Below are 13,179 nucleotides of genomic sequence, written 5' to 3' on the forward strand. Positions count from 1 at the left end.
GGCAACTCGCGGACTTAGCGTGGAGCAACCTCCTCCGCGAAAGGACAGCTGATGTCGGCTGAACGCGAACTGGACGCCGCGGGTGTCACCGCGCCGGCGTTGCGCGACGCGTACCGGCGCTGCCGTGAGCTCAACGCACAGCACGGCCGGACCTACTACCTGGCAACCAGGTTGCTCAGCGCGGAGCAACGGCCCGCCGTGCACGCGCTGTACGGGTTCGCCCGGTGGGTGGACGACGTCGTCGACGACCTCCACAGTGGACCGGACGAGAAGTCCGCCGCACTGCTGGCGATCGACGGACGCCTGCAGGCCGCGCTGAGGGACGGGGCGACGGACGACCCGGTGCTGGCGGCGCTGGTCGACACCGTGCACCGCTACGACATCCCGGTGCGGCATTTCCAGGACTTCATGGAGTCGATGCGGATGGATCTCACCGTCACCGACTACCCCACATTCGCCGATCTCGAACAGTACGTGCACGGATCCGCCGCGGTGATCGGCCTGCAGGTGCTGCCGGTGCTCGGCACCAGCGTGCCCCGCGAGGAGGCGGAGCCCGCGGCGGCCGCGCTCGGCGTCGCGTTCCAGCTCACCAACTTCATCCGCGACATCGGCGAGGACCTCGACCGCGGCCGGGTGTACCTGCCCGCCGACGAGCTCGCGGCGTTCGGCGTCGACCGGGAACGGCTGCTGCGCGCGCGGGCGGAGGGCAGGGCCGACCAGCAGGTGCGGGCCGCGCTGCGCGACCAGGTGCGCCGGGCGCGGCAGGTCTACGAACGGGCCTGGCCGGGCATCGGCATGCTCGCGCCGCGTTCCAGGCCGTGCGTGCTCACCGCCTACCGGCTCTACGGGCGGATCCTCGACCTCGTCGAGCACGCGGACTGCGACGTGTTGTCGCGCCGCGTGGTCGTGTCGAACGGCAGGCGCCTCGCCGTCGCCCTGCCCGCGCTGGCCAGGGCGGTGTTCGCCCGTGCGGCCTGAGGAGGGGAAGACCATGCGCGACCGGATCCCGCTGCGGATCTACGACAGCCCGCCGTGGCGCGAGCAGCGGCCGACGTGGCAGGACGCCAAGCCGGCGCTGATCGAGTCGGCGCTCAAGCGCGCCACCGCGAGGCCGTCCGGCAACTGGTTCGTCGCCGGTGCGAGCCGCGACGTCGTGAAGGGCAAGCCGTGCGGCCGCACGATCGCGGGTCAGGAGGTGGTGCTCTGGCGCGGGCCCCACGGCGTGCTCATGGCCGGCTCGGGGTCGTGTCCCCACCTCGGCGCTCCGCTGTGCGACGGCGCCGTGGCCGAGGGGAAACTGATCTGCCGCTGGCACGGCCTCGCGCTCGACGGCACGCGGTTCGGCGCCTGGACGCCGTTCCCCGCGCACGACGACGGCGTGCTGGTGTGGGTCCGGCTCGACCGGGCGGGGGGCGAGGAACCCCTGCCCGCCCCGGTGCTGCCGGAGCGGCCGCCGGCCGGGTCGATCGACGCGGTGGCCACGCTCATCGGCCGCTGCGACCCCGAGGACGTGGTGGCGAACCGCCTCGACCCGTGGCACGGCGCGTGGTTCCACCCCTACTCGTTCGCGAACCTGCACGTGCTGGAGACGCCCACGGACTCGGACGACCGCTTCCTGGTGGAGGTGACGTTCCGGCTCGCCGGCCGGGTCGGTGTTCCGGTCATCGCCGCGTTCAGCTGCCCGGAGCCGCGCACCGTCGTGATGTACATCGTCGAGGGCGAGGGTGAGGGCAGCGTCGTCGAAACCCACGCGACCCCGATCCGTGACGGCCGCACCGCGGTGGTGGAGGCGACCATCGCGCACTCGGAGCGTCCCGGGTTCGCGCTGGCCAAGCCGGTGGCGGGGGCGTTGCGGCCGGTCATGCGCTGGGCCGCGGCACGGCTGTGGCGCGACGACCTGGCCTACGCTGAACGCCGGTACGAACTACGCCGGAAGGGGCAGTTCCCGGACTGAGGACCCCGAGTTGCGTCGTTTCTGAGTCGATTTTAGGATGGTGTCCCCATCGAGGTCGACTCACGGAGGACGTGCTCGTCATGCCTGAACTGTCCCGTCTGCCTCAGCCGGTCGCGGAATCGTGGGATTGGCAGCTGGCCGGTCTGTGCCGCGGCATGGACAGCGCCTACTTCTTCCACACGCCCAACGAACGAGGCTCCGCGCGCGACCAGCGCGAGGCTGCGGCGAAGGCCATCTGCCAGCGCTGCCCGGTCATGGAAAAATGTCGATCGCACGCGCTGGAGGTCCACGAGACCTTCGGCATCTGGGGTGGACTCGGAGAGAGTGAGTTGAGGGCGATGCTTGCGAAGCGCGCACGCAGGACGTGACGTACACGCCTCGTGCTGTGGCCGGCATGCTCGGCATCGCCCCCACCACGCTCAGGACCTGGGACCAGCGCTACGGCCTGGGGCCCTCCGTTCGCACCGACGGCGGCCACCGCCGCTACGAGGACGCGGACGTCGAGGTGCTGCGCCGGATGCTGGCGCTGACCGCGCAGGGCGTGGCCGCGTCCGCCGCGGCGGTGCTGGCACGCAAGCAGCCGGTCGCTCCGCCCGACGGCGAACGCACTCCGATCGGTTCCACGGAAGCCTTGACGGCCAAGCAGGGTTTCCTGGGCGCCGCCAAACGCCTCGACGAACCCGCGATGGCCGACATCGCCGCGAAGCTCCTCGCCGCGCACGGTGTCGTGGCCGCGTGGGACGCGGTGTTCGTACCGGCGCTGGTGGAACTCGGCGAACTGGTCGTCACGAGCGGGCAGGGCGTGGAGATCGAGCACCTGGCGAGCGGGAGCGTCCTGCACGCGTTGCGCGGGATCCCGCGCACGACCAGTCCGGCGCCGCTGTCGATGTTGCTGTCGTGCGCACCGGACGAACAGCATTGGCTGCCGTTGGAAGCGCTCGGCGCCGCACTGTCGGAACAGGACCACAGGTGGGGCAACCTCGGGGCGCGGGTGCCCGCCGAGGCGTTGTGCGACGCGGTGGCCCGCTTGTGCCCTCGCGTCGTGCTGATCTGGGCACACCGGCAGGACCTGGCACTTCGGGTGCCCCTGGAGGAGCTCGGCACGCGCTCGGGGGCGGTGGTCGCGGTGGCCGGTTCCGGGTGGGAGGGCGTGGCGCTGCCGTCTTTCGTGCGCCGGCCGATGTCCCTGACCGAGGCGATCGGGCTCGTGGCGGACCGCTAGAAGACCTTCCGGTCGCGTTCCCCTGCCCGGACCTCGTCCAGGTCGGAGAGGCGCCGCAGCCCCTGCACGGCTCGCGTCATGCGGTGGTTGCCGCTCACCCGGTCCTCGTGCCGGTCCAGCCACGCCCAGTACCCCGCCGTGAACGGGCACGCGCGTTCACCCGTGCGCCGCTTCGGGTCGAACCAGCACGTCGCGCAGTGATCCGTCATGCGGTTGAGGTAGGCGCCGCCGCTGAGGTACGGCTTGGTCGCGATCACGCCGCCGTCCGCGTGCTGGCTCATGCCGATCACGTTCACCGGCATCACCCACGGGAAGCCGTCCACGAAGGACGTGACGAACCAGTCGTTGAGCGCGGCCGGGTCGTAACCGCGTTGCAGCGCGTGGTTCCCGAGCACCATCAACCGCTGGATGTGGTGCACCCAGCCGTGGTCGCGGACGCCTTCCAACGCGGTCCGCAAGCACGCCGCGCGCACCATGGCGGGACGCAGTTCCGACCACCACGACGGCAGCTCGGTGGTGGCATGGAAACCGTTGCGCCGCTGGTACTCCGGGCCGAGGTGCCAGTACAGGTGCCACACGTACTCCCGCCAGCCGAGCACCTGCCGGACGAAACCCTCGACGCTCGCCAGCGGCGCGTCGCCGGCGCGGTACGCGTCCTCCGCCGCGTAGACGACCTCCAGCGGGTGCAGGAGCCCGTGGTTGAGCGGCACCGACAACAGCGAGTGCGCCATCGTCCAGTCCTTGGCCAGCACGGCGTCCTCGTGCGGGCCGAAGTGCGGAAGGCGGTCGCGGAGGAAGACCTCCAGCGCGGTGAGCGCCTCCTCCCGCGTGATGGCGAAGCGGCGCGGGCCGTCCCTGCCCACCGCGGGCAGGTCCATCGCGTCGAGGTCCGCGCGCACCCCGGCGTCGATGTCGTCCTCTTCCGGCCACCAGGGAGCGGGAACGCCGAGCCGCCCGCGTTTCGGTGGTGGTTCGCGGTTCTCGGCGTCGAAGTTCCAGCGGCCGCCCACCGGGACCTCGCCCTCCATCAGCACGTCGAAGCGGGTGCGCTGGTAGTGGTAGAAGTCCTCCATCAGGAACCGCTCGCGCGTGCCCGCCCACGCCGAGAACTCGTCGCGGGACAGCGCGAACGCGGGCGTGGGCAACACCTCGACACCGAGTTCGGTCAGCATCTGGAGCGCGGCGGCCGAACCCGGCTGGTAGGCGACCAGCGGCCGTCCCAGATCGCGGATCGCCTCGCGGTAGGTGTTCGCGCGCACGAGCGTGATGCGCTCGGGGAACTCGGCGGCGAGATGGCGCATGCCCGAGAGCACCAGGTGCAGCTTCTGCCGGTGGTACGGCCTGCGGCGCAGGGCGGCCGCCGACTCGACCATCACGATCTCGTCGTGGCCGGAGTGGAACTGCGGGCCGAGCTGGTCGCCGAACAGCAGCAGCGTCGTCACCGATCACCACGCAGGTCGGCCAGCACGGCGTGCGCGGCCCTGCGTCCCGAGTGCAGTGCTCCCTGGATCGAACTGGTGTCGCGGTGGTCACCGCACACGTACCGGCGGCCTCCCGCCCGAACGGACTGCTTCAACCGGTGGGGCGCGGTCATCGCGGGGATCGCGTGCGGGATGTCGTAGCGCCGCAGCACCTCCCACCGGCTGGTGTCCGTGCCGTAGAGCCGATCCAGGTGCGCGCGCACCGCCTGCTCGGAGGCCTCGCCGAGCACCGAGGCCTGCACCAGCGGAGCGTGCGGCGAGTACGGGCGCGACACCTCCGACATCACCGCCGTGTTCACGACCGGGCCACCACCGGCGTCGACGACCAGGCACCCGTCGCGCAGCGGGGACCGCGGCGGTCGGAAGTACCACGTGGTCACGCCGTTCCAGCGCGGTTCGGCCAGGCCCGGCAGCAGGCGGGCCGCGGTCGTGCCGTCCGTCGCCACCACCACGGCGTCGGCGGCGATCCGTCCGCCCTCCTCCAGCTCCACGCCGTCGTCGTGCACGGCCCTCACCGCGGTCTCCAGCTGAACGACCTCCTGGGGCAGCCGTTCCGCCATCGCCTTCGGCAACTCCCCCATGCCGAGCGCCGGCACCGCGGCGCCACCGCGGGCGAAACTGCGCCACACCAGGTGGAAGAACCGCGACGACGTGCTCAGCTCCGGTTCCAGGAACGCACCGGACAGGAACGGGCGGAACACCGCCTCGACCGCGCGGTCGGACACCCCGAGCTGACGCAGCGCCTCGCGGGTCGTGCGGTCCGGCGCGGTGAGCAACGGCCGCACCGGCCCGAAGGCGTCCGGCCCGGAGAACCGGGCGATCGCCGCCACGTCCCGCACGCCCAGGACGTGCTGGCGCAGGAACCCGTCCCAGGCCGCGGGCCCGCTGCGCGGATCGGCGAGCAGGTCGTGCCTGCCGTCGTCGTGCACGAACACGCCCGGCCTGAAGTGCCGCAACGGGAACGGGTCCAGGCCCAGCCGCTCCAGGTCGGGGTAGGCGGGCAGCATGATCTGAAAACCGCGGTCGAACCGCACGCCGTCCTCGACGTCGGTCCGCACCCGGCCGCCGACCTCGTCGCCCGCCTCGAGCACGGTGACCTCGACGCCCGCCGCCGCCAGTTCCAGCGCGGCGCTCAAGCCCGCGAGACCGGCTCCCACCACGACGATCACAGCGTCCTCCAGCGTCGGGCGGCCGCGCGCAGCAGTGGAGCGCGGCCCTCGGCCGGCACGGTCCACAGGTCGGTGCCGGCGACGCCCCAGCGGCTCAGCAGGTGGTTGGCGGCGGCGAAACCGGTGGTGGCCGCGCGTTCCATCAGCGCGACCGGCAGGTCGATGCGCACGAGGTCGCCCGCGACCACGAGGAAGTCGTCCGGTGTGGTGACGCCCGGCCGTCCCGCGTACCCGCCCGCCGGGAAGAGCGGGCAGTCCTCGCGCAGCTCGTGGCGTTCGTCGACGACACCCGCCCGCTTGGTCTCCGGGTAGACCTCGGTGAGCTGTGCCCAGAGCCGGGCGCGCGCGTCCTGTTCGTCCACATCGGACGGCAGCGCGTAGCCGTGCAGTTCCACCACGGAGCCACCCGTGCGTGCGGCCCAGGCCCGTGCCTCGTGCTCGTAGTGGTTGAGCACGCTGATGTTGTCGAGCAGGTCGTGGCCGCCGGTGCCGAGGAAACCGGGCCGGTCCGCGTCCACCGGCGTGTCCAGCCAGTACCGCGACACGAGGAAACGGGGTGCGGTGCGCAGCCCGCCGACCTTCTCACGCCACGCGGCGTCGCCGAGCGCGGGCGAGTCGCCGACGAGTGACCGCAGGCCCGGGACGTCCGCGGCGAGCACCACGGCGTCCGCCTCGATCGCGCCGCCGCCAATGGTGACGGAGAACCGCTTGTCCTCCCCCGGCAGCACGGACCTGACCTCGGTGCCCGTGCACACCGTCGCGCCCAGCAGGGCGAGGTGGCGCCGCAGCGGCTCCCACAGGCCGTGCGGGAACGGGTCCGCGGCCACGTCGAACAGCAGTCCCTCGCTGGAGCCGAGGAAGTAGATGTGGAACATCACCGCGAGCTCCGCGGCCGACATGCGGGTCGGGTGGGCGAAGAAGCTGCGGGAGAACACCTCGAAGGCGAGGGCGTGCGCGGCCTCGGGGAAGCGGATCCGTTCCAGGTAGGTCGCGGCGTCGATGCCGTCGAGCTCCTCGTACACCCGCGGCACCGACACGTCGAGCAACGACAGCGCGGCCCGTGCGTTGACGTCGGGCAGGTCGCGCCAGCGGAACGTGGGGCTGCTGCGCAGGAACGCGAGGACGTTCCACGGCACGGTCTTCGGGAGGTGCGCGAAGCCGTCCCGGTGACCCGAAGCGTGCTGGAGCGGGTAGTCCGGCACCGCGACCAGGGCGCGTCCGGCCGGGTCGACGCGTTCGAGCAGTGCCCGGAGGTTGTAGTACTGCCGGAAGAACGCGTGGAAGCCGCGCGTCATGGTGGCGTCGCTGCCGTCCGCGAGCCTGGTGCTCCAGCCGCCGACGCGTCCGCCCAGGTAGTTCTCCCGTTCGCACAGCACGACCTGCGCCCCGCGTTCGGCGAGCAGCGTCGCGGCGGAGAGCCCGGCGATGCCACCGCCCACCACGACGACAACGGGTGCGGTGCCTTCGAACTGCGCGCGACCGGCCGGGGCCGGGATCCGCACGGCCTTGCGATCCCTCACCGCTGCTCCTGTTCCGGCACGTGGCCGCGGAAGGTGTGCACCACACCGAGTTGCAGGCCCGGCAGCGGCGCGCTGCGCACACCGACGAAGCCGTTGCGCCGCAACCTGTCCCGAAGCGTCGTCGCCCCGTCGAAGTCCATCACGCTGCGCCACAGGTAGGTGTAGAGCGAGCGGTCGCCGGTGACCAGCCACCCCGCCGGCACGATGAACCCGCACAGCGCCGTCCACACCGCCGTGCTCACCGGCGAGTCGCGCACCGAGTACTCGTGCAGCACCAGCGTTCCGCCGGGTTTGAGCAGGTCCTTGATCCGGGTGAGCGTCGCGTCCGGCTCGGGCAGGTTGCGCACCAGATAGGCGGCGAACACCGCGTCGAACTCGCCCTCGTCCACGTCCTCGGCGCGGCTGTGCACGAACCTCACCGTGGCGGGCCAGCGCTTCTCCCTCGCCCGCGCGATCATGCCCGCCGAGGCGTCCACGGCGACGATCTCCACACCGGGCGCGGCCGCGACCAGCGCCGCGGTGGAGGCGCCCGTGCCGCAGCCCAGGTCGAGCACCCGCATGCCGGGCCGCAGGCCGAGCGCTCGCGCGGAGAGGCGCAGCGCCTGGTGATAGCCGGGGTTGAGCCCGACCAGGAAGTCGTAACCGCGGGCCGCCCGGTCGAACTTCCCCGGTACCTCAAGCTTGTTCACGTGCCGGCCTTCCCCGTTCCCACAACAACAAGACGGCGGTGACCATGGCGAACCCGTAGAGGAAGTCCTCCACCGGGATGTCCCACGGCACCCGCACGCCACTGATCGCCCAGTCCGCGTACAACACGATCGGCGCGTCGAGCTTCGTCAGCCACCCGTCCACCGGCACCTGGAACCCGAGCACGATCGCCATCGTGATCCAGTACGCCGGACGCTTGAACAAACCCGTGCGCAGCAAGAAGAACTCCAGCAGCAGCACGACTGCCACCGCCGCCATCGCGGCGAACGAGTATTCCATCAACCATCACGCAACCAGCGCTCCGAATGTCCGCGCACGGCCTCGTAGGTCAGCACCGCGCAGAGCGGGATCACCACGAAGAACAGGACTTCCTCGATCGGCAGCAGCCCTCCGAGCAGCACCCCCGTCGTGGCCTCGGGGTGGAAGCTCCAATGCCCCCGCACGATCGCGACGACGTCCCAGACGGCGAGGACGAGCAGCACGGGCGCGATGGCACGCGCCAGATGCGGGCCACGGCGGTAGACGCCGCGTCCCATCCACTCCAGGGGCAGCGTGATGAGCACGCACACACCCAGCACCATCAGGTATTCGTACTGGCTTCGCATCACCGACCTCCCACGACGACCGTATGGGCGGCGCGGCGAGTCTGCACAACGGCGGCACGTCTTTCGCCGGACCGGGGCCGTCAGGTCATTTCCACCTTGGAGATCGCGTAGTAGGCGTCCACCGTGTCGCCGTCGATGCCGACGTAAGTGTCGATCCACTCCGCCGCGGCACGCACCAGCACCAGCACCGCGTCGAACTGCTGTTCCTCCGTCAACGTCCCCAGCACCAAGGCGACCCGCTGGTCGTCACCGCACGCCAGTCCACTCAGCACCTCCGAGGCGACCTCGGCCGCCCGCGCGCAGGTCGCGTCACCTCGCGTCGCCGGCACGGAGATCGGAATGCGGACGGACGGCTCCAGCGAGCCGCGCGGAACACCGCGCAGCAGGATCGCCGCGCACGTGTCGATCGCGACCACCCGCGTCCGCTCGTCCGACACCAGGCACCGCACGGCGTCGACGGACCACAGGTGATCACGCCTGTTGACCGCACCCACCGCGGCCAGGGTCACTTCCCTGGCCTGCACTTCATCGAGTCGATGCATCGACTCCCGGTCTCCTTCGCGATCGGCCCCGACTGCGCCCCCGCACACGGATTTCTGTGTTGCTACAACCGCAACTCAGCCATGGTCAAACGACCCTGCCCCCGCTGCATGACGAGTGGCCCGCAGTTCACCCGTCCGCAGCAGCGCATCCGAGACCGCTATGGACTATCGGCGTCATTTCAGATGTTGATAACATCCCGATGCTGGCAACCTGGGAGGCTCAACGATGGCGACTCGGCACCTCTACGTGGTGCGTCACGGCGCAGCAGACCCGTTCGGCGAGCTCACCGGCACCGGCGAGCGGCAGTCACACCTGCTGGGCGAGCGCCTGGCACGCTCGCCGGTCGACGCCGTCCTGCACTCGCCCCTGGCGAGAGCGACGAGCACAGCGCGGATCCTGGGCGAGCACCTGCCGGGCGTCCCCGTCACTGAGGCCCCCGAACTCGTCGACCACGTACCGCACGTGCCGGCCGACCCACCGCCCGCGTGGGCGGGCTTCTTCGACGGCTACGACGCGGCGGAAGCAGCCGCCGGCGCGAGTCTCGCGGAGGCCTTGACCGCCCGGTTCGCGCATCCGGCCGAGACCGAGTCCCACGAGGTCCTGGTCACGCACGCCTACCAGGTGGCGTGGCTGGTGCGGCACGCCCTCGGCGCACCAGCGGACCGGTGGCTGGCGATGAGCTGCGGCAACACCGCGCTGACCGTCCTCCAGTTCCGCGACGGCACGCCCCCGTCCTTGGTTCTGCACAACGACATGAGCCACCTGCCTGAGGAGCTGCGCTGGACGGGCTTCGGTCCGGGCACCCGGCCCTGAGAAATGTCGCCGCCTCCGGGCCTGCCCACCCGCTGGTCGCCCACGCGCCGAGCACGCCCCTCAAGCGCCGCGGCGCTGCCGAAGCACGACCTGCGCGGCCTCCAGGCGCCCGGCCTCCTCCCGCTCCGCCCGCTCCCCCGACACCTCGTCCGCCCACTCCAGCAACCGGCGCAGGTGCTCGTCCGCTCCTCCCGTGACGACGCGCGGCGTGCCGAGGACGACCTCGCCACCGGTCCCGTCGACGGTGACCATCGCGCCCACGCCGACCGTGCGGCCGCCCATCACCACCGAGTCGCTGCCCACGACAAGATCGACGACACCCACGACCGCGGGTTTGCCCATCGAGCGGGCGACGACGGCCGCGTGGCTCGCCGGGCCACCCCTCGCGGTGACGATGCCGGTGGCCGCCGCCAGGCCGCGGATGTCCTCCGGTGACGTCTCCGGACGCACCAGGACGACCGGGCCGTCGGCGGCCATGCGCACCGCCTCGTCGGCCGTGACCGCCACCCTGCCCGCCGCCACCCCCGGGCAGACGCCCAGTCCGCGTGCGATGACGTCGGCATCCGGAGCGATCCGGGACACGCGGACGTGCCGGAGGTCGTGCGGCGACACCCGCAGGAGTGCTTCGTCGCGAGTGATCGCGCCGGCGTCGGCCAGGTCGGTGGCCAGGCGGACGGCGGCGGCGCCGGTGAACCTGCCCGGCCGCACCTGCAGCAGCCACAGCACACCTGACTCGAAGGTGAACTCGACGTAGCACGCGTCGCGGTAGTGCTGTTCGATGCGGCGCAGCGCGTCGAACAGGTCGCGCCGGACAGCGGGTTCACGGTCCGCGAGTGCCTGCAGGGGCAGGGTGAGCGTGCGGCCGGAGACGACGGCGTCGCCCTGGTGTCCGAAGAGGACCTCGCCGAACGGCGCGTTCTCGCCCGTGCCGGGATCGCGGCTGAACGCCACGCCGGAACCGCTGCGGCCGTCGCGGTCACCGAACACCATGCGCTGCACGACCACGGCCGTGCCCAGGTCGTGCGGTATGCCGTGCAGAGTGCGGTAGGTCCGGGCGCGGGGCGTGTTCCACGACGCGAACACCGACTCCAGCGCCTGGTCGAGCGAGTCCGGCGTGAGGCTCAGGTTGAGGATCGTGTCCATCATGCCGGGCATCGACATGGCGGCTCCCGAGCGCACCGAGACCGTGGAGGGGCCCAAGGTCTCGATGGCGGAGGCCAGTTCACCGGCGAGACCCTCGGGCAACCGGCCCGTGCGGAGGAAGACCCGGCAGGCCTCGGTGGTGACGACGAAACCGGCGGGCACCGGCAGGCCCAGGCGGTGCAGCAGCACGAGGCCGTGGGCCTTGCCGCCGACGACCTCCGGCGGTTCGCCGAGCGCGCCGGAGAGGTGCCTCACCCACTCCATCGCGCGATCCCCAGCGTGGCGAGGAGGTCCTCGTGCAGTTCCGCCCAGATCGTGTGGAACGAGTCGATGGTGTCGGCCAGGCGCTCGAGCTCCCCCGCCTGAGCGCGGTCCAGGGCCTCGGACAGGCGCGCGTCGTAACGACCGAACCGGGGCACGGCGGCGGCCAGAGCGGCGACCACCACGACGGCACGGGTGTGGAAATCGGTGAACAGGGCGAGGACGCGGGCGTCGTAGGCGGCGTCGCTGTGGTCGTTGATCGTCGTGACGCCGCCGGCGGACCGGACCTGCCACGCCGTGCACAGGTCGAGCAGTTCTGGGTTGAGCACGAGGAACGCGTCGAACGCCTCGGCCAGTGCGGGACGGCTACCGGCCGACTCCAGCTCGGCCCCGGTCCGCTCCGCGTCGGCCGCCCGGCCGGACTCCGTGAGCGCCCACCCACCGAAACCCTTGTGGTGCGTGACGAGACCGGCGACCGCGAGATCGATCAGCTCGGACTCCACATCGGACTCGGCGAGCCCCGTGAACGACGCCACGCGGGCGAGCCCGGCGGTCCCGACGCACCGCAACGCGTGCAGCACGGACAGATCCCTGTTCACTGGGTCGCCTCCCGCCTGCGCGCGCCGGCCGCGTAGCCGGCACCGCGACCGTGGGCACGCGCGACGATCACGCCGTCCCGCACGCTGACCGCGGACTCGGTGTCGTCGCCGGGGTCGGCCAGACCGATCGACGACGCCACCAGCGCGTCGTCGTCGAGCACCAGCCGGACGTGCTGCCAGACCTCAGGCGCGAACACCCGCCTCAGGCAGCCGACGGCATCCGTCACCCGGAGCCGGACGAGGCGCCCGGTCTCCTCCTGGTCGCCGGTGACGACGGCCAGCGTGACCTGTTCACCGGGCTTCGCGGACCGCACGGCTTCCTCGGCCGCGCCGAGACGACTCGCGCCCAGCACCACCACCAGCCCGTTCGTCAGGTCGACCCGCTCCCCGCTGATCTGGTCCACGAGACCCTCGGGCGCGGTCCAGGCGTCCGAGCACGTCCGCGCCGGAGCGACGTACGGCAGGTGCGGCGGCGCCCAGGTGTCCTCCAGGGCGATCTCGGCCATGTGCCTGCACGCGTGCGCGACGTCGAACGGGTCGCCGAACCCCGGCGACGTCTCGGCCCGGTGACCGGCGCCGTCCAGCATCGTCAACACCAGCTCCGCCAGCCGCACCCGCCGGACCGGCGCACCCCGTTCGAGTGCGATGGCCAGCAGCAACGCCTCCAGCCGGGCGAGCTGTGCCAGCACGGCCGGACCGCGTTCGTCCTCGAAGACCCCGGCCAGCGACCGCAACCGCAGCCGCCCGCCCGGCGCCGGGTCGCCCACCAGCGGCAGCCGTTCGAGCCAGACCCTCGCGAACACCCCGAGCGAGTCGACCCGCGACGTCGGCGACACCGTCGCCCGCGGCTCCGAAGCCTTCTCGACCAGGTCGATCAGCACCGCCAGGTACAGCGCGCGCTTGCTCGGGAAGTTCGAGTACACCGCCCCGCGCGTCAGCTCCGCACGTTCGGCGATCCGGTCCACTTTCGCCGGCAGGAAACCGTGCTCGGCGAACTCCTCCCGCGCCGCCGCCAGCACCGCGGCACGCGTACGAGCCTGCTGCTGCACCCGAGTCAGCCGAACCATCGCCACTCCCGCCGAACGCAACTGGGATGTTATGAACATCCAGATTACCTCAACGTCCGAATGTGCACTTCCGGGCGGTCCCGATCAATGTCTG

Annotated in this window: 15 protein-coding genes; 5 read left to right on the top strand and 10 right to left on the bottom strand. The window is 71.9% G+C overall.

Going from position 1 to position 13,179, the window contains the following annotated elements; all coding sequences use genetic code 11:
• Nucleotides 1-51: 51 nt before the first annotated feature.
• From DFR72_RS13420 to DFR72_RS13435, 4 genes are all read left to right on the top strand, one after another.
• A complete protein-coding gene (locus tag DFR72_RS13420) occupies nt 52-978 on the top strand; it encodes a phytoene/squalene synthase family protein (protein ID WP_090062247.1) in 927 nt (308 codons plus the stop codon).
• A gap of 13 nt (nt 979-991) precedes the next feature.
• Nucleotides 992-1,954 carry a Rieske (2Fe-2S) protein gene (locus DFR72_RS13425; protein WP_090062245.1) on the top strand — a complete coding sequence of 321 codons (963 nt, stop codon included), beginning with the start codon at nt 992-994 and terminating at the stop codon, nt 1,952-1,954.
• Nucleotides 1,955-2,034: 80 nt separating this feature from the next.
• A complete protein-coding gene (locus DFR72_RS13430) occupies nt 2,035-2,322 on the top strand; it encodes a WhiB family transcriptional regulator (RefSeq protein ID WP_090063512.1) in 288 nt (95 codons plus the stop codon).
• Nucleotides 2,319-3,176, top strand: a complete 858-nt coding sequence (locus DFR72_RS13435; protein ID WP_143086549.1) for a MerR family transcriptional regulator — start codon at nt 2,319-2,321, stop codon at nt 3,174-3,176. Before DFR72_RS13430 ends, DFR72_RS13435 begins: the two co-directional genes overlap by 4 nt.
• Here DFR72_RS13435 and DFR72_RS13440 read toward each other — a convergent pair.
• The 7 genes from DFR72_RS13440 to DFR72_RS13470 all read right to left on the bottom strand — a co-directional run bounded on the left by DFR72_RS13440 (nt 3,173) and on the right by DFR72_RS13470 (nt 9,201).
• Nucleotides 3,173-4,618, bottom strand: a complete 1,446-nt coding sequence (locus DFR72_RS13440) for a cryptochrome/photolyase family protein (protein ID WP_090062242.1) — start codon at nt 4,616-4,618, stop codon at nt 3,173-3,175. The two genes, DFR72_RS13435 and DFR72_RS13440, sit on opposite strands and share 4 nt — an antisense overlap.
• The gene (locus DFR72_RS13445; RefSeq protein ID WP_245982887.1) at nt 4,615-5,826 is read right to left on the bottom strand and encodes an NAD(P)/FAD-dependent oxidoreductase; all 1,212 of its coding nucleotides are present in this window, start codon (nt 5,824-5,826) and stop codon (nt 4,615-4,617) included. The genes DFR72_RS13440 and DFR72_RS13445 overlap by 4 nt, the downstream gene beginning before the upstream one ends.
• Nucleotides 5,823-7,346, bottom strand: coding sequence for an FAD-dependent oxidoreductase (locus DFR72_RS13450; protein WP_090062240.1), 1,524 nt, complete (start codon nt 7,344-7,346; stop codon nt 5,823-5,825). Before DFR72_RS13450 ends, DFR72_RS13445 begins: the two co-directional genes overlap by 4 nt.
• Entirely contained in the window at nt 7,343-8,035 is a 693-nt protein-coding gene (locus tag DFR72_RS13455; protein WP_090062239.1) for a class I SAM-dependent methyltransferase, read from the bottom strand. Before DFR72_RS13455 ends, DFR72_RS13450 begins: the two co-directional genes overlap by 4 nt.
• The gene (locus DFR72_RS13460; RefSeq protein WP_090062237.1) at nt 8,022-8,333 is read right to left on the bottom strand and encodes a lycopene cyclase domain-containing protein; all 312 of its coding nucleotides are present in this window, start codon (nt 8,331-8,333) and stop codon (nt 8,022-8,024) included. Before DFR72_RS13460 ends, DFR72_RS13455 begins: the two co-directional genes overlap by 14 nt.
• The gene (locus DFR72_RS13465; protein WP_090062236.1) at nt 8,333-8,659 is read right to left on the bottom strand and encodes a lycopene cyclase domain-containing protein; all 327 of its coding nucleotides are present in this window, start codon (nt 8,657-8,659) and stop codon (nt 8,333-8,335) included. The genes DFR72_RS13460 and DFR72_RS13465 overlap by 1 nt, the downstream gene beginning before the upstream one ends.
• An 80-nt stretch (nt 8,660-8,739) precedes the next feature.
• Nucleotides 8,740-9,201, bottom strand: coding sequence for a hypothetical protein (locus DFR72_RS13470; RefSeq protein WP_143086548.1), 462 nt, complete (start codon nt 9,199-9,201; stop codon nt 8,740-8,742).
• 226 nt (nt 9,202-9,427) lie between these two features.
• On the opposite strand from DFR72_RS13470, the gene DFR72_RS13475 reads away from it, so the two are divergent.
• Nucleotides 9,428-10,015 carry a histidine phosphatase family protein gene (locus tag DFR72_RS13475; RefSeq protein WP_090062233.1) on the top strand — a complete coding sequence of 196 codons (588 nt, stop codon included), beginning with the start codon at nt 9,428-9,430 and terminating at the stop codon, nt 10,013-10,015.
• 60 nt (nt 10,016-10,075) lie between these two features.
• Here DFR72_RS13475 and DFR72_RS13480 read toward each other — a convergent pair whose 3' ends face one another.
• Genes DFR72_RS13480 through DFR72_RS13490 form a run of 3 tightly spaced genes read right to left on the bottom strand, consistent with a single transcriptional unit; the run spans nt 10,076 to nt 13,085 of the window.
• The gene (locus DFR72_RS13480; protein ID WP_090062231.1) at nt 10,076-11,422 is read right to left on the bottom strand and encodes a PEP/pyruvate-binding domain-containing protein; all 1,347 of its coding nucleotides are present in this window, start codon (nt 11,420-11,422) and stop codon (nt 10,076-10,078) included.
• On the bottom strand, nt 11,410-12,018 hold the full coding sequence (locus DFR72_RS13485; RefSeq protein WP_090062229.1) for a transcriptional regulator: 609 nt from the start codon (nt 12,016-12,018) through the stop codon (nt 11,410-11,412). Before DFR72_RS13485 ends, DFR72_RS13480 begins: the two co-directional genes overlap by 13 nt.
• Nucleotides 12,015-13,085 carry a TetR/AcrR family transcriptional regulator gene (locus DFR72_RS13490; protein WP_090063510.1) on the bottom strand — a complete coding sequence of 357 codons (1,071 nt, stop codon included), beginning with the start codon at nt 13,083-13,085 and terminating at the stop codon, nt 12,015-12,017. The genes DFR72_RS13485 and DFR72_RS13490 overlap by 4 nt, the downstream gene beginning before the upstream one ends.
• Nucleotides 13,086-13,179 lie beyond the last annotated feature (94 nt).

Origin of the sequence: Lentzea flaviverrucosa, assembly GCF_003350445.1 — a bacterium.
GTDB classification, from domain to species: Bacteria; Actinomycetota; Actinomycetes; order Mycobacteriales; family Pseudonocardiaceae; genus Lentzea; species Lentzea californiensis.